Here is a 22,399-nt window from a genome sequence, read left to right as displayed (position 1 = left end):
TGCGGCAGAATAAAGAGACGATTATGACCAAGGTTGAACTGGCAAAACTGCGTACCGTTATCCCCGAAATGCGCCGCGTGCGTCGCATCCACTTCATCGGCATCGGTGGTGCCGGCATGGGGGGGATTGCCGAGGTGCTGGCCAATGAGGGCTATCAGGTCACGGGTTCCGACCTGGCACGCAATGCAGTGACCGAGCGACTGGCGTCGCTGGGTGCCCACATCTTCGTCGGCCACAGCGCCGAGCATGTCGACGGAGCGAGCGTGGTGGTGGTCTCCACCGCCATCAAGCAGGACAACCCCGAGCTGCTGGCGGCTCGCGAGCTGCGCATCCCCGTCGTGCGCCGTGCCGAGATGCTGGCCGAGCTGATGCGTTTCCGCCATGGCATCGCCATCGCCGGTACCCACGGCAAGACCACCACCACCAGCCTGGTGGCGAGCATTTATGCCGAGGCGGACCGGGATCCGACCTTCGTCATCGGCGGCCTGCTCAACAGCGCCGGCACCAATGCACGCCTGGGCAGCAGCCGTTACCTGATCGCCGAAGCGGACGAGAGCGATGCCTCCTTCCTGCATCTGCAACCCATGGTGTCCATCGTGACCAACATTGAAGCGGATCACATGGACACCTACGGCGGCGACTTCGCCAAGCTGAAGGCCACCTTCATCGAGTTTCTCCACAACCTGCCTTTCTACGGACTGGCGGTGGTTTGCATCGATGATCCGGTGATCCGCGGCCTGCTGCCGGAGATTGCCCGTCCCACCCTGACTTACGGTCTGTCGGACGATGCCGACGTCCAGGTGCTGGATTTTGTCCAGACCACCAATCACAGCTGCTTCCGGGTACGCCGCAAAGAGGCGGGCGAGCTGCAGGTCACCCTCAATCTGCCGGGGATCCACAACGCCCTGAACGCTGCGGCGGCGATAGCTGTCGCGACCGAGGACGGGGTGAGCGACGAGGCCATCATCCGGGCGCTGGCCAAGTTCGAGGGGGTGGGCCGCCGTTTCCAGCAATATGGCGAGTTCGAGACCGGTCGTGGCAAGGCGATGCTGGTGGACGATTACGGTCACCATCCGAGCGAAGTGAAGGTGACCATCAACGCGGCTCGTGCCGGCTGGCCCGAGAAGCGACTGGTGATGGTTTTCCAGCCACACCGCTATACCCGCACCCGCGATCTCTACGAAGACTTTGCCGATGTGCTCTCCAAGGTCGATGTGCTGGTGATGCTGGAGGTTTATGCTGCCGGCGAGGAGCCGATCCCCGGCGCCGATGGCCGAGCCCTGTGTCGCTCCATCCGCTCTCGTGGCAACCTGGAACCCATCTTTGTGGCCACGCCGGATGACGTGCCGGCGGTGCTGGCCGACCTGGTTGGCGAGGGGGATCTGGTGCTGACCCAGGGAGCCGGCAACGTCGGTGCCCTGGCACGTCGTCTCGGTGAGATGAAATTGAGCATAGAGAGCATGAAATCTGGTGCTTGAGGGCCCAATGAGTATTTTGACCGCCAAGCCGGGGCCTATATAATGGCGAACCGGTCTGCCAAAAGGCCGGTTTAGCGCGTTACACGGGGATCGATCGGGTGGAGTCAAGGGCACAGGGGCGCACCAAGGGTGGCTTCATCGCAGGAGTAGCGTTTTTCCTGCTGGTGATATGGGGCTGCTACCGGACGGCGCTGGATGTTAAAGGTTGGCTGACTGACGCCAATCGGTTGCCCATGAGCGAGTTGTTGCTGCAGGGGCAACATCAGTATTTGCAGACAGAGGAGTTGCGGCAGGCCGTGCTGGATGGTGCCGAGTCGCGCAACTTCTTCGAGCTGGATGTGAACGAATTGCAGGGGCGGTTGAATGCCCTGCCGTGGGTGGCCTCGGTGTCGGTTCGCAAGAAGTGGCCGAACAAGATCAAGGTCTACCTCACCGAACAGGATGTGGCGGCGCGCTGGAATGGCAACCGCTTCGTCAATACCCAGGGCAAGGTGTTCAGTGCTCCGGATCGGGTCAAGGTAGCGCTGATGCAGCTGTCAGGACCGGATGACCAGGCGGCCCGGGTATTGAAAGAGAGCCGGCAGTACGAGTCGCAACTGGCTGCCAAAGGATACAAGTTGCTGGGAGTGAATCTGACTCCCCGCCATGCCTGGGAACTGACCCTGGATGGCAATATCAAGCTGTTCCTCGGACGCAACGACATCGCGCTCCGGTTGCAGCGGTTTATCGATGCCTTCCCGGTGATCGAACCCCGTTCGCAGGTTGCGTACGTGGATCTTCGATACGACACCGGAATGGCGGTTGGCTGGAAGAAGAGCGAAGAGAAAGTGCATGACCAACACCGCAGATAGGAATTTGATTGTCGGACTGGATATCGGCACTACCAAGGTGGCGGTTCTGGTCGGGGAAGTATTGCCGGACGGCGAACTGAACGTCATCGGCATGGGCAGTCACGCATCTCGCGGCATGGAGAAGGGCGGGGTCAACGATCTCGACTCCGTGGTCAAGTCTCTGCGTCGTGCCGTGGAAGAGGCCGAGATGATGGCCGACTGCCAGATCAGCTCGGTTTACCTCGGTCTGTCCGGCAAGCATATCGATTGTCGCAACGAGACCGGCATGGTGCCCATCTCCGACGAGGAGGTGACCCAGGAGGATGTGGACAACGTGATCCATACCGCCAAATCGGTGCGCCTGTCTGACGAGCTGCGGGTGCTGCACGTGCTGCCCCAGGAGTTCGCCATCGATTACCAGGAAGGGATCAAGAACCCGGTCGGTCTCTCCGGCGTGCGGATGGCGGCCAAGGTCCATCTGGTGACCTGCCACAACGACATGGCGCGCAACATCGAAAAATGCGTGGAGAAGGTAGGTCTGCGGGTGGATCAGCTGATCTTCTCCGCCCTGGCCTCCAGCTATGCGGTGCTGACCGAAGACGAGAAGGAGCTCGGTGTCTGCGTGGTGGACATCGGTGGTGGCACCATGGACATGTCGCTGTTTACCGGCGGTGCCCTGCGTCACACCAAGGTGATTCCGTATGCCGGCAGTACTGTCACCAGCGACATCGCTTACGCCTTCGGCACGCCACCGCTGGACGCCGAGGCGATCAAGGTGCGCTACGGCTGCGCCCTCGGCCGACTGGTCAGCAAGGAAGACAATATTGAAGTACCCAGTGTCGGCGGCCGTCCGGCGCGCAGCCTGCAGCGGCAGACACTGGCTGAAGTGATCGAACCCCGTTACACCGAGTTGCTCTCCATGGTGAATGACGAGCTGGTGCGGGTACAAAGCGAATTGAAAGCGCAAGGGGTCAAGCATCAGCTGGCTGCCGGTGTGGTTCTGACCGGTGGTGCGGCCCAGATCGAAGGCGTGGTGGAGTGCGCAGAGCAGATCTTCCAGTGCCAGGTCCGGGTGGGTGAGCCCATGAATATACGTGGTTTGAGCGATTACGTGCAGGCGCCTGTCTACTCGACTGCGGTCGGGTTGTTGCAGTACGGCCGTACTCATCAGGCGACAGGTAGCAACAAAGAATATGCCGCCAAGGCAAGTGTCGGTGGTCTGGTCAAACGGGTCAGCAACTGGCTGCGTGGCGAGTTCTAAGAATTTTGCTGAAGTCAGCAAATAAAGCGGAGAGACGATATGTTTGAATTCATGGATAGCCATACTGACGAAGCCGTCATCAAGGTGATCGGTGTCGGTGGCGGCGGTGGCAACGCCGTCGAGCACATGGTGCGTCAGAACATCGAGGGCGTAGAGTTCATCACGGTGAACACCGACGCCCAGGCACTGCGAAACTCCAGTGCCAACACCACCCTGCAGATCGGCGGTGGCATCACCAAGGGTCTTGGCGCTGGCGCCAACCCGGAAGTGGGCCGTGACGCCGCCATGGAAGACAGGGAAGCGCTGCGTGAGCTGCTGACCGGTTCCGACATGGTCTTCATCGCAGCCGGCATGGGCGGCGGTACCGGTACCGGTGCTGCGCCGATCGTGGCCGAAGTGGCCCGCGAGATGGGCATCCTGACCGTGGCCGTGGTGACCAAGCCGTTCTCCTTCGAAGGGAAGAAGCGGATGGGCTTTGCCCAGCATGGTATCGAAGAACTGTCCAAGAATGTCGACTCCCTGATCACCATCCCCAACGACAAGTTGTTGAAAGTGCTGGGCCGCGGTATCTCCCTGCTGGACGCCTTCAAGGCTGCCAACGACGTGCTGCTGGGCGCGGTACAGGGCATCGCCGAGCTGATCACCCGTCCGGGTCTGATCAACGTCGACTTCGCGGACGTGCGTACCGTTATGCGCGAAATGGGCACTGCCATGATGGGTACCGGTTCCGCCTCCGGTGACGATCGTGCCGAAGAAGCGGCAGAGAAAGCCATCTCCAGCCCGCTGCTGGAAGACGTGGATCTGGCTGGTGCCCGTGGCATCCTGGTCAACATCACTGCCGGCATGGACATGACCATCGAAGAGTTCGAGACCGTGGGTAATGCGGTCAAGGCCTTCGCTTCCGAAAACGCCACCGTGGTGGTGGGAACCGTAATCGATCCGGAAATGCACGACGAGCTGCGTGTGACCGTGGTTGCGACCGGCATCGGTGCCGAGCGCAAGCCGGACATCACCCTGGTCAAGAGCAGCCAGGTGCAAGAGCGCCCGGTGCGCCAGCCGCTGGTCAGCGACATGATGCAGGGCCGCGTGATGGAAGAGGCTCCGGCCAAGGTGGTCAACGCCGAGCCGCAGGCTCGTCGCGAACCGGATTATCTGGATATTCCGGCGTTCCTGCGCAAGCAGGCTGACTAAGCCTCTTATGGGGCTGGTTTGTTTGTTGCTTAAGGAATGTGCTAAGATGGCCTGCCAACGACCATCTGGTCCGGATTTTAAGCTGTTTAGGGTACACCCATGATTAGACAAAGAACCTTGAAAACGAGTGTACAGGCGACTGGCGTCGGCCTGCATTCTGGCCGGAAAGTCACCATGACATTCCGTCCGGCTCCTGTGAACACAGGGATCGTTTACTTGCGTACCGACCTGAATCCTGTGGTGGAGCTGCCAGCCAATGCCGATCAGGTGCGCGATACCGTACTCTGTACCGCACTGGTCAACGAAGCCGGTGTCCGTGTCTCTACTATTGAGCACCTCTCCGCAGCCCTTGCCGGGATGGGGATCGACAACCTCTACGTCGAAGTTGACGCACCCGAGATCCCGGTGATGGACGGCAGTGCACACCCCTTTATCTACCTGTTGCAGGAAGTCGGGGTCCGTGAACAGAATGCGGCCAAGCAGTTTGTGCGGATCAAGAAGAGCATCCGGGTTGAAGACGGCGACAAGTGGGCGGAATTCCACCCCTATCGCAACGGCTTCAAGATGGATCTCGAGATCGATTTCCAGCACCCGGTGTTTGAAGGGCGCAACCAGCGTTGCGTACTGGACTTCTCCGGAGCCTCCTTCGTGAAAGAGATCAGCCGTGCCCGTACTTTCGGGTTCATGCGTGATATCGAGTACCTGCGTTCCCAGAACCTGGCGCTGGGCGGAAGCCTGGAAAACGCCGTGGTACTGGATGACTACCGGGTGCTGAACGAAGATGGTCTGCGCTACGAGGACGAGTTCGTGAAGCACAAGATGCTGGATGCGATCGGTGACCTCTACATGTGCAACCGCAGCATCATCGGCGAATTCCGTGCCTACAAGACCGGCCATGCCCTGAACAACAAGCTGCTGCGCGCCTTGCTGGCCGAGCAGGAGGCGTGGGAACTGGTGACCTTCGAAGGCGAGGGCGACAAAGCGCCTATCGCTTACTACGACAACGGTCTGGTTCTGGCCTGATAGCTGTGCAACGGAACGTCGGTCCTCTCTCCGCACCGACGTTCCGTCATTTGTTTACTCCATCCTTCAATACCGATTATCTCCCGGTTTTATTTCCCGTGCAGTCCCTGGACCGTACCTGACCGAGCAGACAGATTTCTATGAGCATTACCCTGATCCTCCACGGCAAGCAGCGACGCAAGTTGCACGTACCCAAACAGCGTCTGGCCTGGGTCGGCGGTATCATTTTCTCCCTGTTGGCCCTTGGTGGCGGCTGGCTCTGGCAAAGCTGGCAGCAGAAAATGGACGCGCTGGAACTGGCGCTGGCCATGGCCGAGCAGCAATCCGCCAAACAGAGTGGCGACGAAGCCCGTGAACAACTTGCCATGCTGGCGGCCCAAGTGGGCACCATGCAGGGGCAGCTGGGGCGCCTCAATGCCCTCGGTGAACGTCTGACCGAGCAGGCAGACCTCGATCCCGAGGAGTTCAATTTCAAGGAACTGCCCCCCATGGGCGGTCCTTCCTACGATGAAGATCTGGAAGTCAGCCTCAATGAGCTGCAGGACTCCATGAAACACCTCAGCCAGCAGCTCAGCAGTCGTGAAGAGCAGCTGTCGGTACTTGAATCTTTCATCATGAATCACCATATAACCGATGCCGGTTTCATCTCCGGCACGCCGGTCCAGCAGGAGCGGGTCTGGGTGTCGTCCGGCTTCGGGGGACGGGTCGACCCGTTCAACGGTCGGGCCAAGATGCACAAAGGGGTGGATTATCGTGGCAAGGTGGGCACCCCCATCCTGGCCACGGGCCCGGGTGTGGTGAGATGGGCCGGTCGTCATCCGGAGTTTGGCAACATGGTGGAGATCAACCACGGCAATGGCCTGGTGACCCGCTATGCCCACAACTCCAAGTTGCTGGTCGAAGTTGGTACCCTGGTCGATCAGGGTCAGAAGATTGCCTTGATGGGGCGTACCGGTCGCGCGACCGGCGTCCATCTGCATTACGAAGTGTTGAAAGACGGTCGTCAGGTCAACCCCGCACGCTTTCTGAGTGCCAGCCGGGGTTAGGTTTTTTTCTTCAGGTTCCAGTGACGGAACGCTTTTATAACCAGAAATAGTTGGTACCCATGATTAGCACACTGCTTACCAAGATTATCGGCAGCCGGAACGACAGAACGCTCAAGGCTTTGCGCAAAATTGTAAAACAGATCAATGCGATGGAGCCGCAGTTCGAGGCGCTGTCCGACGCCGAACTGCAGGCAAAGACCGCCGAGTACCGTCAGCGTCTGGAGCAGGGCGAGACCCTGGAGCAGCTGTTGCCGGAAGCGTTCGCCACCGTGCGCGAAGCCTCCAAGCGGGTATTTGGCATGCGCCACTTCGACGTACAGCTGATCGGCGGCATGGTGCTCAACTCCAACCGCATCGCCGAAATGAAGACGGGTGAAGGTAAAACCCTGACTGCCACCCTGCCGGCTTATCTGAACGCGCTCTCCGGTCGCGGCGTACACGTGGTGACGGTGAACGACTATCTGGCCAAGCGTGACGCCGAGGCGAACCGCCCGCTGTTCACCTTCCTCGGCATGACGGTGGATTGCAACGTGCCGGGCATGGATGCGTCCCAGAAGCGTGACGCTTATGCCGCCGACATCACCTATGGTACCAACAACGAATTCGGTTTCGACTACCTGCGCGACAACATGGCCTTCTCGCCGGAACAGCGCGTGCAGCGTCCGCTCAACTACGCCCTGGTGGACGAAGTGGACTCCGTGCTCATCGATGAAGCCCGCACCCCGCTGATCATCTCAGGTCCGGCCGAAGACAGCTCCGAACTCTACATCCGCGTCAACAAGCTGATCCCGTTGCTGGTCAAGCAGGACAAGGAAGACACCGAAGAGTACACAGGCGATGGTCACTACACGGTGGACGAGAAGAACCGCCAGGCGCTGCTGACCGAGAACGGCCAGATCTTCGTGGAAGAGCTGCTCAAGAAAGAGGGGCTGCTCGACGAAAACGACTCCCTGTTCTCCGCCTCCAACATCAGCCTGCTGCACCACGTCAATGCCGGTCTGCGTGCCCACACCCTGTTTGAGCGCAATGTGGATTACATCGTCCAGAAGGACGAGATCGTCATCGTCGACGAACACACCGGCCGTACCATGCCGGGTCGTCGCTGGTCCGATGGCCTGCACCAGGCCGTCGAGGCGAAGGAGGGGGTCAAGATCCAGAACGAGAACCAGACCCTGGCTTCCATCACCTTCCAGAACTACTTCCGCCTCTACAACAAGCTGGCGGGCATGACGGGTACCGCCGATACCGAAGCCTTTGAATTCCAGCAGATTTATGGCCTGGATACCGTGGTAATCCCGACCAACAAGCCGATGGTGCGCAAAGACATGGGCGATCTGGTCTACCTGACCGCCAATGAGAAATACGCCGCCATCATCGATGACATCCGTGGCTGTGTCGAACGGGGTCAACCGGTACTGGTGGGTACCGTCTCCATCGAGAACTCAGAGCTGCTCTCCGGCATCCTGACCAAGGAGAAGATCCCGCACAAGGTGCTTAACGCCAAGTTCCACGCCATGGAGGCGGAGATCGTCGCCCAGGCTGGCCAGTCCGGCGCCGTGACCATCGCCACCAACATGGCCGGTCGTGGTACCGACATAGTGCTGGGTGGCAACTGGCAGGCGGAGATCGCTGCGCTGGAGAACCCGACCGACGAACAGATCCGTGAGATCAAGGCAGCCTGGCAGGCGCGTCACGACGCGGTACTGGCCGCTGGCGGTCTGCACATCATCGGTACCGAGCGCCACGAGTCCCGCCGTATCGACAACCAGCTGCGCGGCCGTTCCGGTCGTCAGGGTGACCCGGGCTCCTCCCGCTTCTATCTCTCCATGGAAGATACCCTGATGCGGATCTTCGCCTCCGATCGCGTGACCGGCATGATGAAGAAGCTGGGTATGGAGCAGGGCGAAGCCATCGAGCACCCTTGGGTGACCAAGGCCATCGAGAACGCCCAGCGCAAGGTGGAAGGCCGCAACTTCGACATCCGCAAGAGCCTGCTTGAGTTTGACGATGTGGCCAACGACCAGCGCAAGGTGGTCTACGAGCAGCGCAACGAGCTGCTGGATACCGATGACATCTCCGAGACCATCCACGTGATCCGCGATGACGTCTACAACAACGTGATCGACGAGTACATCCCGCCCCAGTCTCTGGAAGAGATGTGGGACGTAGCGGGTCTGGAAGCTCGCCTCAAGGGTGACTTCTCCCTCGACCTGCCGCTGGTCAAGTGGCTGGAAGAGGATGACAAGCTCTACGAAGAGAAGCTGCGCGAGCGCATTCTGGACGAGGCCCGCAAGCTCTACGCCCACAAGGAAGAGCTGGTCGGCACCGCGGTGCTGCGCAACTTCGAGAAGGCCGTGATGCTGCAGACCCTGGATGGCCTGTGGAAGGAGCACCTGGCGGCCATGGATCACCTGCGTCAGGGCATCCATCTGCGCGGCTACGCCCAGAAGAACCCCAAGCAGGAGTACAAGCGCGAATCCTTCGATCTGTTCACCCAGATGCTGGAAACTCTCAAGCGCGATGTGGTCAGCATCCTGAGCCGGGTTCAGGTGCAGGAGCGCGACGTGGAGGCGATGGAGGCCCAGCAGCGCCAGCAGGCGGAAGCCGCCCCCCGCACCTACACCCATGCCAGTGCCGAGAACCAGCTGGCGGGTGAAGAGGCAGCCTCCGACGAGGGTCACACCACCTTCGTGCGGGACGAGCAGAAAGTAGGTCGCAACGATCCCTGCCCCTGTGGCTCCGGCAAGAAGTACAAGCACTGTCACGGTCAGTTGACCTGATAACGCGCGATGCCATCACGAGGCGGGCCCAGTGCCCGCCTTGTTATTGATGAGGAACGCGCAGTGGCCGTATCTGACGAGGTAACCGAGATGGAACAGAAAAAACGGATCTGGGTGGCGGTAGGCGTCATCGAGAACGAGCGGGGCGAGATCTTCATCGCCAAGCGATCTTCCGACCGCCATCAGGGGGATCGCTGGGAATTTCCCGGTGGCAAGGTGGAGTCGGGTGAAGACTTGCTTACCGCCCTGGACAGGGAGCTGTGGGAGGAGATCGGCATCCGGGTACAGGATTGCTCCCCCTTCATGGAGCTGCACCACGACTATCCCGAGAAGCAGGTGTTGCTGGATATCTGGAAGGTGACGCGCTTTAGCGGTGAGCCGTTCGGAAAAGAGGGGCAGGAGTGTCTCTGGGTGCCAGTGGCCGAGCTGCACAACTATCACTTCCCCGATGCCAATGGCCCCATAGTGGCGCGCCTGCAGGGTTGATCCTCTGATCCGGAAATGAAAAAGGGCCTTCAGGCCCTTTTTTGTACCTTGGCGGATACGGCTTACAGCCAGCGGTCGCCCTCTTCCGGATCCGGCAACAGGTCGGGGTTTGTTTCCCCCGGGATGCGCTTCTCTTCATCGGCCCATTCACCGAGATCGATCAGCTGGCAGCGCTTGCTGCAGAAGGGGCGAAACGGGCTCTGCGGGCCCCATTCCACTTCACTGTTGCAGGTAGGGCACTTGACCTTGGTGACCATGAGAACTCCTTAGCAGCAGGCGAGTTGGAACGCTACATCGCCAATCTGCTGCTCTGTGGTGGGCAGAAAACGCAGGGCGAAGCGATTCTTGTGACCGCTCAGGGTCGGGTAGCACAGCAGGTTGTCCGCCAGACGGATGCGGATCAGCTCGGCGCTCTCGGCGGTGTCCTGGAAGAAACCGTTGGTGGCCACCTGATCGCTGAAGCAGCCTGACTCACGCCACAGGCGCAGCAGCAGGGAGATGGCATTCATCATCAGGGTGATGTCGCTGAGCCAGCCCTGCATCTGCTGATGGCGGCTGATGGCCGGGGTGGCGAGCCAGTGGTGCAGCTGCGGCACGTCGAAGGCGCACAGGCCGCCCGGAATGGAGAAACGCTGGCGGATGGAGCCGAGCAGGCGATCTTCTTTCAGGCGGGCACCGGGGCGGGGGGCGTTCAGCAGGCTGCGGGAGAGCTGGCTGCACTCTTGCTGCATCAGCTTGACCTGCTCCAGATCCACGTCGGGCAGGTTGGCCCAGTGGCTCAGACGCTGGCTGAGGCGTTCCAGATCCTTGATAAGATCGGCCCGCAGATCGCCGCGCTCAAGCAACTCCTGCAGATCGAACAGCCCCTTGAAAAAGGCGATATGTGCCCAGGACTGGTCACTCTCCAGATTGTCGTGGATCTGGGAAAACAGGGATTCCAGACGCAGATAAGTCCGGCTTTTTTCATTGAGGGGGAAATCGTAAATCATGCCTAATCCTGGCCAGCCATAAACCGGCCTAGTGTACTCACTGTTGCTGGGCTTGTTGAGAGGCAAACGCCAGATATGTTTGGTGCAGGGCCAAAATTTGCGTTCTGATTGCCATTTTGTCCTCTGCCCGGTTGTCGAGTATGTCGTCGGCGACCGCGAGACGCTCATCCCGGCTGGCCTGAGCGGCCAGAATGGCCTTGGCCTGCTCCGGGCTCACGCCATCCCGGCGACAAGTGCGCTCAATCTGGGTCGCTTCGTCCACGTCGATCACCAGCACCCGATCTGCGAGCCCGGCGAGCCTGTTCTCCACCAGCAGGGGAACCACCAGCAGGCAATAGGGGGTGCGGGCCGCGGCGCACTGGCGCTGCATCTCGGTACGGATGAGGGGGTGAAGCAGGGCATTGAGCCAGGCCTTGGCATCGGGTTCGCTGAAGACCCGCTCGCGCAGCTGGCGGCGATCGAGCCGGCCATCGGAGGCGATGACATCCGGGCCAAAGTGGGCGGCGATGGCTGCCAGGGCCGGGGTGCCCGGTTCCACCACCTCGCGGGCGATGACGTCAGCATCGATCACATCGATGCCGAGCTCGGCGAACTGGTTGGCCACCGTGGTTTTGCCGCTGCCAATTCCACCGGTGATTGCGACTACATACATGGGTCAGAGCACCATTGCGAGATACCAGCGGGTGATGGTATCGCCCCACAGCAGGGCGATCCAGCCCGCGATGGCCAGATAGGGGCCAAAGGGAATGGGCTTGCCCTGATGGTGCTTGCGCAGCGCGATCAGCGTGATGCCGATGATGGCGCCCACCAGGGAGGAGAGCAGCAGTATGATGGGCAGGGACTGCCAGCCCAGCCAGGCACCGAGTGCCGCCAGCAGCTTGAAGTCGCCATATCCCATCCCCTCCTTGCCGGTCAGCAGCTTGAAGGCCCAGTAGAGGCTCCACAGTACCAGATAGCCGGCCATGGCCCCGATCACTGCGTCGGCCAGCGGAACGAATCCCCCCGCCAGATTGAACAGCAACCCTCCCCACAGCAGCGGCAGGGTAAGCTGGTCGGGCAGCAGCATCTTGTCCAGATCGATAAAGGTGAGCGCCACCAGCACCCAGGTCAGCAGCAGGGCTGCCAGCACACCCCAGCCCGGCGTCAGGATCGTGGCTACCGCTACCGAGAGCAGGGCTGTCAGCAATTCCACCAGGGGATAACGGGCCGAGATGGGGGCCCGACACTCCCGGCAACGGCCCCTGAGCCAGAGCCAGCTCAGGAGCGGGATATTCTCGACGGCCGTGATGGCATGGCCGCAGTGGGGGCAGGCGGAACGCGGCACCATCAGGTTGTAGCGTTCAGCCGGATCGCTGTTTGGCGTTTGTGTCTCGAAGTAGCCGTGATATTCGGCCTGCCACTCCCGCTCCAGCATGATGGGGAGGCGGTGGATCACCACGTTGAGGAAGCTGCCGATCATCAGAGAGAAGAGAAAAACCAGGGAGAGATAGAGCCAGGGCAAGCCGTGCGCCAGCTCGATAAGAAGTGTCATAACCAACCGTCAGTCATCAAATGAAGGGAAGGGCATGAGCGGCCTTGGCCTGCATGCCCTCATGAATCAACCCACGACATCGCCAAGCTTGAAGATGGGCAGGTACATGGCGATCACCATGCCGCCGACCAGCACCCCGAGCACCACCATGATGAGGGGTTCCAGCAGGCTGGTGAGGCCATCCACCAGATCATCCACCTCCTGTTCGAAGATGGTGGCGACCTTGGAGAGCATATCATCGATGGCGCCGGACTCCTCGCCGATCATCACCATCTGGATCACCATGTCGGGGAAGAGATCCACGGTGCGCATCGCCACGTTGATTTGCATGCCCGCTACCACCTCGTTGCGAATGGCCATGACGGCAGTGCGATAGACATAGTTGCCGGAGGCCCCCGCCGCCGAGATGAGGGCATCCACCAATGGGATACCGGCCGAGAAGGTGGTCGAGAGGGTGCGGGCAAAGCGGGCCATGGCCGCCTTGTGCAGTATCATGCCGACCACCGGGATGGTCAGCACAAACTTGTCGGTGTTGTCTCTTACCTTTTGAGAAGCGCGCCAGGCGCGGACGTAGAGGAAGATGGCGAGCGCCGCCCCGCCGAAGAAGACATACCACCAGTTCTGCATGAAGCGGGAGATGCCGATGACGAACTGGGTGAAGATGGGCAGCTCGGCGCCGAAGCTCTTGAAGATGTCCTCGAACTGGGGAATGACGAACAGCAGCAGGATGGAGGTGACGACGATGGCCACCAGAATGACCATGGTGGGGTAGAACATCGCCTTCTTGATCTTGGACTTGAGCGCTTCCGACTTTTCCCGATAGGTGGCGATGCGATCATAGATGGTCTCCAGCGCGCCGGACTGCTCGCCCGCCTCCACCAGATCGCAGTAGAGGGCATCAAAGTAGCGGGGATGGCGGCGCAGCGCTTCCGACATGGGGGTGCCGGTCTCCACATCGGCGGCGACGATCCCCATCAGCTCGCGCATCGAGGCTTTTTCATGGCTGCGGGCGATGATCTGCAAGCTCTGCACCAGCGGTACACCGGCGGAGAGCATGGTGGTGATCTGGCGCGAGACGATGGCGATATCCATCGGTTTGATCTTGGCGCCGCCTTTGGAGAACAACCCCTGGGATTTCTTGGCCACCTTGGTGACATTGACCCCCTGCTTGCGCAGCTCGGCCTTGACGGTATTGATGCTGTCGGCCTGGAGTTCACCAGAGACTTTCTGGCCCTTGCGGTTGACCCCGCTCCAGCGAAACGCGAAGACTTTCTTGGGGGCATTATTTTTGTTGGTTAGCGTTGCCATCACTGCATCCTGCAATTGGGTCGAGCGCTGGGTGTCTCACACCTCTTCGCCATTGACCTGGTCAAGGTCCCCGGTTGGCACTTGCCAGCGGGATACTGATTCGATGGGGGGCCATCTTGGCGCCTGCCCGATTTGCTCTCTGGCATCCCGTATTTATGATGCCTGCCTCCAGAAGGCGTGACGGCACGATCCGGCATTGTCCGTAGAGGGGGGCTCCCCCTCGTCAGTTGGTGGTGACCCGGTTCACTTCCGCCAGACTGGTGACACCCAGGCGGGCCTTTTCCAACCCGGAGGTGCGCAGGGTCCGCATCCCCTCTTTCTGGGCGATGGCGGCGATCTGCAGCGAGTTGGCTCCCTGCATGATCAATTTTGCGATATTTTCCGACATCAACATGATTTCGTAGATGCCGACCCGCCCCTTGTAACCGCCAGAGCACTCCTTGCAACCCACCGGTTTGAACAACCTTAGCCCCGCAGCCAGTTGCTGCGGGGTAAAGCCCAGCTCCAGCAACTCGGCTTCCGGCACCACTTCGGGAGCCTTGCAGTGATCGCACAGCTTGCGGGCCAGCCGCTGGGCCATGATCAGGGTCACCGAGGAGGCGATGTTGAAGGCCGGCACCCCCATGTTCATCATCCGGGTCAGGGTCTCGGCCGCCGAGTTGGTGTGCAGGGTGGAGAGCACCAGGTGGCCGGTTTGCGCCGCCTTGATGGCGATCTCTGCGGTTTCCAAGTCCCGTATTTCCCCGACCATCACCACATCAGGATCCTGACGCAGGAAGGAGCGCAGGGCGCTGGCGAAGGTGAGTCCCGCCTTGGGATTGACCTGCACCTGGTTGACGCCGGGCAGGTTGATCTCCACCGGATCCTCGGCGGTGGAGATATTCACCTCTGTGGTGTTGAGAATGTTGAGGCCGGTGTAAAGCGAGACCGTCTTGCCCGAGCCGGTGGGGCCGGTCACCAGGATCATCCCCTGGGGCTTGGAGAGGGCGCGCAGGTATTGCGCTTTCTGCCGATCGTCAAAGCCGAGCTGTTCGATATTGAGCCGCGCCGCCGAGGAGTCCAGCAGACGAATCACGATCTTCTCCCCCCACATGGTGGGCAGGGTGTTGACCCGCATGTCCATCGACTTGTTGCGCGACAGCTTGAGTTTGATGCGGCCATCCTGGGGCAGGCGCCGCTCGGCGATATCGAGCCGTGCCATCACCTTGAGGCGGGCCGAGAAGCGGTTGGCCAGATTGACCGGTGGTGTGGCAATCTCGTGCAGGATGCCGTCAATGCGAAAGCGGATCCGGTACTTCTGCTCATAGGGCTCGAAGTGCAGATCGGAGGCGCCGCGCTTGATGGCATCCATCAGGATCTTGTTGATGTACTTGACGATGGGAGCGTCATCATCCGTGGTGTTGACGCTCTCGTCGAGGCGGCTGCCCTCGTCGGAGACCTCAAGATCCGAGATCTCCGACTCGTCGATATCCTCCATACCGAGGACGTCGGTCTCGTTCTCCAGCAGCTTGCCGATGGCGGTGGTGAGCTTGTTTTCTTCCACCAGCAGCGCCTCGGTATGAAGCCCGAAGCTGAAGCCGAAATCTTCCAGTGCCGACACATTGGTCGGATCCGACATGGCGATATAGAGGGTGTGGCCCTGGGTGTAGATGGGCAGCACATGATGTTTCTCAATCAGCTTTTGATTGAGGTACTTCTGCGGGATCTCGGCCAGGTCGAAGGCGGCAAGATCCAGCAGAGGTACCCCATACTCCAGCTCGCAGAAATCGGCCAACGCCTTGCTGTCGAGGATCTGGTTTTCCACCAGAAATGCCACGAAGGGTTTGCGCTGGGCCTTGGCCTGATTCAGGTAGCGCTGGGAATCCTCTTCGCTGATCAACGAAGAGGCGGCCAGGCTTATCGCCAGGCCGCTATGGGGGCTAGAGGTCATGCCTTAGCAAAGTGCTGTATTACTGCAAGTTTGAGCCCAAGTAACGGCAGCTCCACTCACTGAAGTGGGGGTCAAAGTTATTGTTGCTCCAGAAATTCCAGAACCAGCGCCTGTAGCTACAATCGCAGCAGTATTTGCAGTAATAGTGACAGATGCGACGTTATCCCCTCTGGCTGCATCAGATAAGCTAACGCCAACCTTGGCCTCTGTATCACATGCTGTCAATACATTCCCATTAGTTTGAAAGCAAACATCCATTTGAGTTCTTACACCACTAGCCGCAGTTACAACTTCTGTGAATCTAGCTTTATTGGTGTAGTTCTGATAAGCCGGCAGTGCGACTGCAGCCAAAATGGCGACGATCGCGACCACGATCATCAATTCGATAAGGGTAAAGCCTGACTGTTTCTTCATTTTAAATATCCTTTTATCCATTGTTCCTGGGAAGTGGCGGTGGAAAACTAACCACACGTCAATATCTTATCTGAGCGGATGGCGTTGGCAACAAGTGCGCAGGCCCGTCATTAAAGTTTTTGATCCAATCCTCTATTTGGGTGAAAAAAGAGCGAAAACTGACCTGTTTCTGCTTAATTGCCTCCCCCTTCTTTTGTTGCTGGTACGACATATAAAGAAAAGGCGCCGAGGGCGCCTTTTGCAAGTCGAGGGCCCGGTTATGTTGACGGGCATCTCAATGAGTCTGTTTTAGCTGCCTTATCAAGCCATTACCTATAGAAGTGATGGTATCTGCCGGATATTCGGCTGGCGTAGCCGGAACGGTCACAATCCGTTCAGATAAAGCGCATGGAGAGATCCAGCGCCCGCACATGCTTGGTCAGCGCGCCCACCGAGATATAGTCCACTCCGGTCGCGGCAAACTCGGCCAGAGTCTCCAGGGTAACGTTGCCGGAGACCTCCAGCTTGGCACGCCCCTGATTGATGGCGACCGCTTCGCGCATCATGGCCAGGTCGAAGTTGTCCAGCATCACGATATCGGCCCCGGCGGTCAGCGTCTGCTCCAGTTCGGTCAGGGACTCGACCTCGACCTCCACCGGTTTGTCCGGATTGAGGCGGCGAGCCTCCTGGATGGCGCCGGCGATGCCGCCGCAGGCAAGGATATGGTTCTCCTTGATGAGGTAGGCGTCGAAGAGGCCGATGCGGTGGTTCTTGCCGCCGCCGCAAGTGACGGCGTACTTCTGGGCACTGCGCAAGCCGGGAATGGTCTTGCGAGTGTCGAGCAGGCGGCAGCCGGTCTCTTCCAGCTCGGCCACATAACGGGCGGTGAGGGTGGCGACGCCGGAGAGGGTCTGCACAAAGTTGAGGGCATTGCGCTCGCCAGTCAGCAGCAGGCGGGCCGGACCATGGAGGCGGAACAGCTCCTGATTGGGGGAGAGGCGCTCGCCATCTTGTACCAGCCACTCCACCTTCACTTCGCCGCCGAGCTGGGCAAAGACTTCATCCACCCAGGGCTGGCCGCAGAAGACGCCGGCCTCGCGAGTGATAACCCGGGCGCTGGAGAGGCGCTCGGCGGGGATCAGTTGGGCCGTGATATCGGCGCTGGCATCCGGCTGGTCCAGCGTGGTGAGGGCATCGCCCAGATCTTCGAGTAGTGCGGCGCGCACGGCGCGGCTGACATCCTGTTGAAACATGCCTTATTCCTGCAAGGGTCTGAGCAGCAACTGCCGCTCCTTTTGAACCAGCTCCAGCCGACCGAGGGCATTCATGCCTACCAGCACCTCGTCTCCCTCTGCCGCCGGATTGATGAAGATGGCCAGATCGTACAAGGTCAAAGGGCCCATCGCCAGCGTTTCGATGGTGCCGTTGCCGACCCGGATCATCCCGGCAGCTGTATTCACCTGGCTGTTGCCATGGGCGGGCAGTCCCAGCCGTTCGGCGACCGGCAGCGGCACGGTTATGCGGGTGGCGCCGGTGTCGAGCAGCAGTTGCACCGGTTGACCGTTGATGGCACCCTCCAGACGATAGTGTCCGCTCTGGTCGGCCCTTAGCAGCAGTTCGCCGCTGGCGGTGACGCTCGGCTGGGAGCGGGAGTGGAAGTAGAGGGTCAGCAGACCCATCAGAGAGAGCCAGGCCAGTAACCAGAACCAGCGCGCCGTTTGCTGCATACCTCATCCATATCGAGCCAAAGATGACCCAGCCTAACACACATTTTTCCATCGACGCCGCCGGCTGGTGCCGGGAGGCACGCCGGGTTCCGTCCCCCCATCACAACGAGCGCCCCGTACCGGACGATATCTCCCTGCTGGTGGTGCACGGCATCAGTCTGCCTCCCGGCGAGTTTGGCGGCCCCTTTATCGACGATCTCTTTATGGGCAGGCTGGATCCCGGGGCGCATCCCTATTTTGCTGACATCCATCAGCTGCGGGTCTCGGCCCACTGCCTGATCCGCCGCGATGGCGAACTGGTACAGTATGTGCCGTTCGGTGCCCGCGCCTGGCATGCGGGAGTATCCAGTTGGCAGGGGCGGGAGGCATGCAATGACTTCTCCATCGGTATCGAGCTGGAAGGGACGGATGAGCTTCCCTACACGGAGGCGCAATATGCAGTGCTGATTGGGCTCGCTCGGGCCATCTGTGACCAGTATCCGGCCATCACTCTGGAAAAAATTGTGGGTCATTGCGACATCGCACCGGGGCGCAAGACGGATCCGGGGGACAGCTTCCAATGGCAGGATTTTCGCAAGAAATTCAACGTTTACTGTAAAAATTAAAATTCACTTTGCCTTTTTAAATCAATGGCTTGCCAATGTGGCAGGCCATTTTTGTTGCTGGTTATCCAAATGTTATTTGTGAGCTATCTCAAGAATATTGGTAAGACCATTTTCTATGAGCTAAATCATGTTTGCACCAATTTACCCCTTAAGTGGTGCCTTTCATTCTTGATTCAGATCATCTTTTGGGTGGACTTTTCAATGCCCCTCTGCTAATTTTCGCCCCATCCATAAAATTGGTAATACCAATTTAACAAAGTAGCCTCATGCCCTATCGCAAGATCACGCAACCCAAGTTAGCTGACGCCATCGTCGCCGAACTGGAACAGATGATTCTGGAAGGCAGCCTGCAGCCGGGACAGAAACTGCCTCCCGAGCGCGAGCTGGCCATCCAGTTTCAGGTTTCGCGCCCCTCCCTGCGCGAAGCCATCCAGCGACTGGAGGCGCGCGGGTTGCTCTATCGCCGTCAGGGCGGTGGCACTTATGTGCAGAATGCCCTGAGCAAGGGGATCGCCGATCCCCTGTTCGAGCTGCTCAGCACCCACCCCGAGGCCCGCTACGATCTGCTGGAGTTCCGTCATGCGCTGGAAGGCATCTGTGCCTACTACGCCGCATTGCGGGGCACAGAGTCAGATTTCGAGCGGATCCGCAAGGTGCAGATCTCCATCGAGGAGGCTGGGCAGCTGGGGTCGCTGGTGGCGGAATCCGCTGCCGTGACCCAGTTTTATCTGGCGGTGGCCGAGGCCTCCCACAACGTGGTGCTGCTGCACCTGTTGCGGGCCATGAGCCCCATGCTGGAGCAGAACATTCTGCAAAATAACGAAATTTTGAATCGCCGCCCGGGAGTGGTAGCCAAGATCCGTCGCCATCGTGCGAGTCTGATCGAGGCTATTCTTTCGGGGGCTCCGGAGCGGGCCAGAGCTGCTTGTCATGAGCACCTGGCCTTTATCGAGGACACCTTGTTGGATATGCAGAGGGAAGACAGCCGGATCCAGCGATCCATGCGTCGGATCCGTCAGCAGGAAAACTAATCCCACAAGGCTTTCTTTTATTGTCGAATGCTTGCGCCCTTCGCCGTGCAATGCCGTGCAATCACAACAAAATAGGAACCAGCCATGTCTGATATCCTGAAGAACGATGTGGACCCGATAGAAACGCTGGAGTGGCTTGCCTCTCTGGAATCCCTGCTGCGTGAAGAGGGTCCCCAACGCGCTCAGTTCATCCTTGAACAGTTGGCCGAGAAAGCCCGCGCAAGCGGTGTGGACGTGGCTGCCAAGGCAAACCGCGATTACATCAACACCATTCCGTCCAGCGAAGAGCCTGACTACCCGGGCGACCTGGAGATGGAGCGCCGTATTCGCGCCATCATCCGCTGGAACGCCATGATGATCGTGCTGCGCGCCTCCAAGAAAGACCTGGACCTGGGTGGTCACATGTCTTCCTTCGCTTCTTCCGCGACCATCTACGAAGTCTGCTTCAACCACTTTTTCCGTGCCCGCAACGAGAAGGATGGTGGCGACCTGGTTTACTTCCAGGGTCACATCTCCCCTGGCATCTACGCCCGTGCGTTCGCTGAAGGTCGTCTGACCGAAGAGCAGCTGGATAACTTCCGTCAGGAAGTGGATGGCAAGGGTATCCCCTCCTACCCGCACCCGAAACTGATGCCGGACTTCTGGCAGTTCCCGACCGTCTCCATGGGTCTGGGTCCCATCGCCGCCATCTATCAGGCGCGTTTCCTGAAGTACCTGACTGACCGTGGCATCAAAGATTGCTCCGAGCAGACCGTTTACGCCTTCCTGGGTGACGGCGAGATGGATGAGCCGGAAGCCAAGGGCGCCCTGACCGTTGCCGTGCGTGAAAAGCTCGACAACCTGGTGTTCGTGGTCAACTGCAACCTGCAGCGTCTGGATGGCCCGGTTGTCGGCAACGGCAAGGTCATCAACGAGCTGGAAGGCCTGTTCGCCGGCGCTGGCTGGGATGTCACCAAGGTGATCTGGGGCCGCAAGTGGGATGAGCTGCTGCGCAAGGATACCTCCGGCAAACTGATCCAGCTGATGAACGAGACCGTGGACGGTGACTACCAGACCATGAAGTCCCGCGACGGCGCCTACGTGCGCGAGCACTTCTTCAACCGTTATCCGGAAACTGCCGCCCTGGTCAAAGACATGACCGACGAGGAGATCTTCGCCCTGAACCGCGGTGGTCACGATCCTCGCAAACTGTTTGCTGCTTTCTCCAAAGCCGCAGCAACCAAGGGCAAGCCGACCGTTATCCTGGCCAAGACCATCAAGGGCTATGGCATGGGCGAAGCGGCTGAAGGCAAGAACATCGCTCACCAGGTCAAGAAGATGGAGCTGGACTCCGTGCGTCACTTGCGTGACCGCTTCAGCCTGCCGGTATCCGACGAGCAGCTGGCCGACCTGCCTTACCTGAAGATCGAAGAAGGTACCGAAGAGCACAAGTACCTGCACGCCCGCCGTGCTGCACTGAAGGGCTATGTACCGACCCGTCTGCGCGAGAGCACCACCAAGCTGGAAATCCCGGCACTGGACGCTTTCGGCCCGCTGCTGGGCGAACAGGCGCGCGAAATCTCCACCACCATGGCGTTCGTGCGTTCCCTGAACGTGATGCTGAAAGACAAGTCCATCGGCAAGCGCATCGTCCCGATCCTGGCTGACGAAGCCCGTACCTTCGGTATGGAAGGCCTGTTCCGCCAGATCGGTATCTACAGCCCGCACGGTCAGCAGTACACCCCGCAAGACCGCGACATCGTCTCCTACTACAAGGAAGACAAGCAGGGTCAGGTTCTGCAAGACGGTATCAATGAGCTGGGCGCCATGTCCTCCTGGCTGGCTGCTGCGACCTCTTACAGCACCAACGACTGCCCGATGATCCCGTTCTACATCTACTACTCCATGTTCGGCTTCCAGCGGATCGGCGACATGGCGTGGGCAGCCGGTGACCAGCAAGCCCGTGGCTTCCTGCTGGGTGCGACCTCCGGTCGTACTACCCTGAACGGCGAAGGTCTGCAGCACGAAGATGGTCACAGCCACATCCTGGCCAACACCATCCCGAACTGCGTCTCCTACGACCCGTCCTACGCCTATGAAGTAGCGGTGATCGTACAGGACGGCCTGCGTCGCATGTACGGTGAGAACCCGGAGAACGTGTTCTACTACATCACCACCCTGAACGAGAACTACGCCATGCCGGCCATGCCGGAAGGCGCCGAGGAAGGCATCCGCAAGGGTATCTACAAGCTGGAATCCGTGGCCGGCGACAAGGCCAAGGTTCAGCTGCTGGGCTGTGGCTCCATCCTGGGTCACGTTCGCAAGGCCGCCCAGATCCTGGCTACCGAATACGGTGTCGGCTCCGACGTGTTCAGCGTCACCTCCTTCAACGAGCTGGCTCGTGACGGTCAGGACGCGGATCGCTGGAACATGCTGCACCCGACCAGCGAAGCCCGCGTACCGTACATTGCTCAGGTGCTGGGCACCGAGGCTACCATCGCCGCGACCGACTACATGAAGTCCTTCGCCGATCAGGTCCGTGCCTTCGTTCCGACCGAGAACTACCGTGTGCTGGGTACCGACGGTTACGGCCGTTCCGACAGCCGTGCCAACCTGCGTCGTCACTTTGAAGTGAACGAGTTCTACGTGGTGGTTGCTGCCCTGACCGAGCTGGCCCAGCGCGGCGAGATCGACAAGCAGGTTGTGGCCGAGGCCATCACCAAGTACGGCATCGACGCCGACAAGGTGAACCCGCTGTACGCGTAAGAGGATCAAGTGCCGTGCCGGGACAAGCTGTCCGGCACGGTCTTG

General features: G+C 59.9%; 20 protein-coding genes. 11 read left to right on the top strand and 9 right to left on the bottom strand.

Translation table 11 applies throughout. The features are described 5' to 3' along the window. Positions 1-23 precede the first annotated feature (23 nt). From murC to mutT, 8 genes are all read left to right on the top strand, one after another. The gene (murC, locus tag MRK42_RS19300) at positions 24-1,478 is read left to right on the top strand and encodes a UDP-N-acetylmuramate--L-alanine ligase (protein ID WP_223379357.1); all 1,455 of its coding nucleotides are present in this window, start codon (positions 24-26) and stop codon (positions 1,476-1,478) included. A 98-nt stretch (positions 1,479-1,576) separates the two neighbouring features. Beyond that, complete coding sequence (locus MRK42_RS19295) at positions 1,577-2,329, top strand: cell division protein FtsQ/DivIB (RefSeq protein ID WP_026456698.1); 753 nt, start codon at positions 1,577-1,579, stop codon at positions 2,327-2,329. Next, positions 2,310-3,569 (top strand): cell division protein FtsA, encoded by a 1,260-nt coding sequence (ftsA, locus tag MRK42_RS19290; RefSeq protein WP_026456699.1) that lies wholly within the window; start codon positions 2,310-2,312, stop codon positions 3,567-3,569. Before MRK42_RS19295 ends, ftsA begins: the two co-directional genes overlap by 20 nt. Before the next feature lie 39 nt (positions 3,570-3,608). Then, positions 3,609-4,760, top strand: a complete 1,152-nt coding sequence (gene ftsZ / locus MRK42_RS19285; RefSeq protein WP_026456700.1) for a cell division protein FtsZ — start codon at positions 3,609-3,611, stop codon at positions 4,758-4,760. A gap of 99 nt (positions 4,761-4,859) precedes the next feature. After that, positions 4,860-5,783 (top strand): UDP-3-O-acyl-N-acetylglucosamine deacetylase, encoded by a 924-nt coding sequence (gene lpxC, locus MRK42_RS19280; RefSeq protein ID WP_026456701.1) that lies wholly within the window; start codon positions 4,860-4,862, stop codon positions 5,781-5,783. A 140-nt stretch (positions 5,784-5,923) separates the two neighbouring features. Continuing rightward, positions 5,924-6,829 carry a M23 family metallopeptidase gene (locus MRK42_RS19275; RefSeq protein ID WP_042025086.1) on the top strand — a complete coding sequence of 302 codons (906 nt, stop codon included), beginning with the start codon at positions 5,924-5,926 and terminating at the stop codon, positions 6,827-6,829. Positions 6,830-6,888: 59 nt separating this feature from the next. After that, positions 6,889-9,609, top strand: a complete 2,721-nt coding sequence (gene secA / locus MRK42_RS19270; protein ID WP_124238853.1) for a preprotein translocase subunit SecA — start codon at positions 6,889-6,891, stop codon at positions 9,607-9,609. Positions 9,610-9,699: 90 nt separating this feature from the next. Continuing rightward, a complete protein-coding gene (mutT, locus tag MRK42_RS19265) occupies positions 9,700-10,095 on the top strand; it encodes an 8-oxo-dGTP diphosphatase MutT (protein ID WP_026457309.1) in 396 nt (131 codons plus the stop codon). Positions 10,096-10,157: 62 nt separating this feature from the next. On the opposite strand, the gene yacG is transcribed toward mutT, so the two are convergent. The 9 genes from yacG to MRK42_RS19220 all read right to left on the bottom strand — a co-directional run bounded on the left by yacG (position 10,158) and on the right by MRK42_RS19220 (position 17,973). Then, entirely contained in the window at positions 10,158-10,352 is a 195-nt protein-coding gene (yacG, locus tag MRK42_RS19260) for a DNA gyrase inhibitor YacG (protein ID WP_026457308.1), read from the bottom strand. 9 nt (positions 10,353-10,361) lie between these two features. After that, positions 10,362-11,084 (bottom strand): cell division protein ZapD, encoded by a 723-nt coding sequence (gene zapD, locus MRK42_RS19255; protein WP_354688552.1) that lies wholly within the window; start codon positions 11,082-11,084, stop codon positions 10,362-10,364. 37 nt (positions 11,085-11,121) lie between these two features. Further along, positions 11,122-11,736: a dephospho-CoA kinase gene (gene coaE, locus MRK42_RS19250; protein ID WP_354688551.1), complete on the bottom strand. Its 615-nt coding sequence runs from the start codon at positions 11,734-11,736 to the stop codon at positions 11,122-11,124. 3 nt (positions 11,737-11,739) lie between these two features. After that, positions 11,740-12,615, bottom strand: a complete 876-nt coding sequence (locus tag MRK42_RS19245) for an A24 family peptidase (RefSeq protein WP_342013424.1) — start codon at positions 12,613-12,615, stop codon at positions 11,740-11,742. Positions 12,616-12,681: 66 nt separating this feature from the next. Next, positions 12,682-13,923, bottom strand: a complete 1,242-nt coding sequence (locus MRK42_RS19240; protein ID WP_026456598.1) for a type II secretion system F family protein — start codon at positions 13,921-13,923, stop codon at positions 12,682-12,684. A gap of 223 nt (positions 13,924-14,146) precedes the next feature. Next, positions 14,147-15,853 carry a PilB family type IVa pilus assembly ATPase TapB gene (tapB, locus tag MRK42_RS19235; protein WP_354688550.1) on the bottom strand — a complete coding sequence of 569 codons (1,707 nt, stop codon included), beginning with the start codon at positions 15,851-15,853 and terminating at the stop codon, positions 14,147-14,149. A gap of 3 nt (positions 15,854-15,856) precedes the next feature. Next, positions 15,857-16,267 (bottom strand): prepilin-type N-terminal cleavage/methylation domain-containing protein, encoded by a 411-nt coding sequence (locus tag MRK42_RS19230; protein ID WP_354688549.1) that lies wholly within the window; start codon positions 16,265-16,267, stop codon positions 15,857-15,859. A gap of 374 nt (positions 16,268-16,641) precedes the next feature. Next, on the bottom strand, positions 16,642-17,499 hold the full coding sequence (gene nadC / locus MRK42_RS19225; RefSeq protein ID WP_354688548.1) for a carboxylating nicotinate-nucleotide diphosphorylase: 858 nt from the start codon (positions 17,497-17,499) through the stop codon (positions 16,642-16,644). A 3-nt stretch (positions 17,500-17,502) separates the two neighbouring features. Beyond that, positions 17,503-17,973 carry a retropepsin-like aspartic protease gene (locus MRK42_RS19220; RefSeq protein ID WP_354688547.1) on the bottom strand — a complete coding sequence of 157 codons (471 nt, stop codon included), beginning with the start codon at positions 17,971-17,973 and terminating at the stop codon, positions 17,503-17,505. A gap of 23 nt (positions 17,974-17,996) precedes the next feature. On the opposite strand from MRK42_RS19220, the gene ampD reads away from it, so the two are divergent. From ampD to aceE, 3 genes are all read left to right on the top strand, one after another. Beyond that, positions 17,997-18,578, top strand: coding sequence for a 1,6-anhydro-N-acetylmuramyl-L-alanine amidase AmpD (ampD, locus tag MRK42_RS19215; protein ID WP_354688546.1), 582 nt, complete (start codon positions 17,997-17,999; stop codon positions 18,576-18,578). Positions 18,579-18,844: 266 nt separating this feature from the next. Then, the gene (pdhR, locus tag MRK42_RS19210; RefSeq protein WP_026456603.1) at positions 18,845-19,609 is read left to right on the top strand and encodes a pyruvate dehydrogenase complex transcriptional repressor PdhR; all 765 of its coding nucleotides are present in this window, start codon (positions 18,845-18,847) and stop codon (positions 19,607-19,609) included. An 84-nt stretch (positions 19,610-19,693) separates the two neighbouring features. Then, positions 19,694-22,354 (top strand): pyruvate dehydrogenase (acetyl-transferring), homodimeric type, encoded by a 2,661-nt coding sequence (gene aceE, locus MRK42_RS19205; RefSeq protein WP_042070798.1) that lies wholly within the window; start codon positions 19,694-19,696, stop codon positions 22,352-22,354. Positions 22,355-22,399 lie beyond the last annotated feature (45 nt).

The organism is Aeromonas sp. 19NY04SH05-1, from assembly GCF_040581895.1.
Classification (GTDB): domain Bacteria; phylum Pseudomonadota; class Gammaproteobacteria; order Enterobacterales; family Aeromonadaceae; genus Aeromonas; species Aeromonas enteropelogenes.
The sequence above is the reverse complement of the archived record's forward strand: the minus strand, read 5'-3'. Positions and strand labels throughout refer to the sequence as shown.

What these genes read in the sequence shown, in the direction of transcription:
- mutT (WP_026457309.1), top strand. Translation starts at nt 9,700, where the DNA reads ATGGAACAGAAAAAACGGATCTGGGTGGCGGTAGGCGTCATCGAGAAC.
- aceE (WP_042070798.1), top strand. Translation starts at nt 19,694, where the DNA reads ATGTCTGATATCCTGAAGAACGATGTGGACCCGATAGAAACGCTGGAG.
- coaE (WP_354688551.1), bottom strand. Translation starts at nt 11,736, where the DNA reads ATGTATGTAGTCGCAATCACCGGTGGAATTGGCAGCGGCAAAACCACG.
- lpxC (WP_026456701.1), top strand. Translation starts at nt 4,860, where the DNA reads ATGATTAGACAAAGAACCTTGAAAACGAGTGTACAGGCGACTGGCGTC.
- MRK42_RS19275 (WP_042025086.1), top strand. Translation starts at nt 5,924, where the DNA reads ATGAGCATTACCCTGATCCTCCACGGCAAGCAGCGACGCAAGTTGCAC.
- ftsZ (WP_026456700.1), top strand. Translation starts at nt 3,609, where the DNA reads ATGTTTGAATTCATGGATAGCCATACTGACGAAGCCGTCATCAAGGTG.
- murC (WP_223379357.1), top strand. Translation starts at nt 24, where the DNA reads ATGACCAAGGTTGAACTGGCAAAACTGCGTACCGTTATCCCCGAAATG.
- tapB (WP_354688550.1), bottom strand. Translation starts at nt 15,853, where the DNA reads ATGACCTCTAGCCCCCATAGCGGCCTGGCGATAAGCCTGGCCGCCTCT.
- MRK42_RS19230 (WP_354688549.1), bottom strand. Translation starts at nt 16,267, where the DNA reads ATGAAGAAACAGTCAGGCTTTACCCTTATCGAATTGATGATCGTGGTC.
- secA (WP_124238853.1), top strand. Translation starts at nt 6,889, where the DNA reads ATGATTAGCACACTGCTTACCAAGATTATCGGCAGCCGGAACGACAGA.
- ampD (WP_354688546.1), top strand. Translation starts at nt 17,997, where the DNA reads ATGACCCAGCCTAACACACATTTTTCCATCGACGCCGCCGGCTGGTGC.
- MRK42_RS19220 (WP_354688547.1), bottom strand. Translation starts at nt 17,973, where the DNA reads ATGCAGCAAACGGCGCGCTGGTTCTGGTTACTGGCCTGGCTCTCTCTG.
- ftsA (WP_026456699.1), top strand. Translation starts at nt 2,310, where the DNA reads ATGACCAACACCGCAGATAGGAATTTGATTGTCGGACTGGATATCGGC.
- nadC (WP_354688548.1), bottom strand. Translation starts at nt 17,499, where the DNA reads ATGTTTCAACAGGATGTCAGCCGCGCCGTGCGCGCCGCACTACTCGAA.
- MRK42_RS19240 (WP_026456598.1), bottom strand. Translation starts at nt 13,923, where the DNA reads ATGGCAACGCTAACCAACAAAAATAATGCCCCCAAGAAAGTCTTCGCG.
- yacG (WP_026457308.1), bottom strand. Translation starts at nt 10,352, where the DNA reads ATGGTCACCAAGGTCAAGTGCCCTACCTGCAACAGTGAAGTGGAATGG.
- MRK42_RS19245 (WP_342013424.1), bottom strand. Translation starts at nt 12,615, where the DNA reads ATGACACTTCTTATCGAGCTGGCGCACGGCTTGCCCTGGCTCTATCTC.
- pdhR (WP_026456603.1), top strand. Translation starts at nt 18,845, where the DNA reads ATGCCCTATCGCAAGATCACGCAACCCAAGTTAGCTGACGCCATCGTC.
- zapD (WP_354688552.1), bottom strand. Translation starts at nt 11,084, where the DNA reads ATGATTTACGATTTCCCCCTCAATGAAAAAAGCCGGACTTATCTGCGT.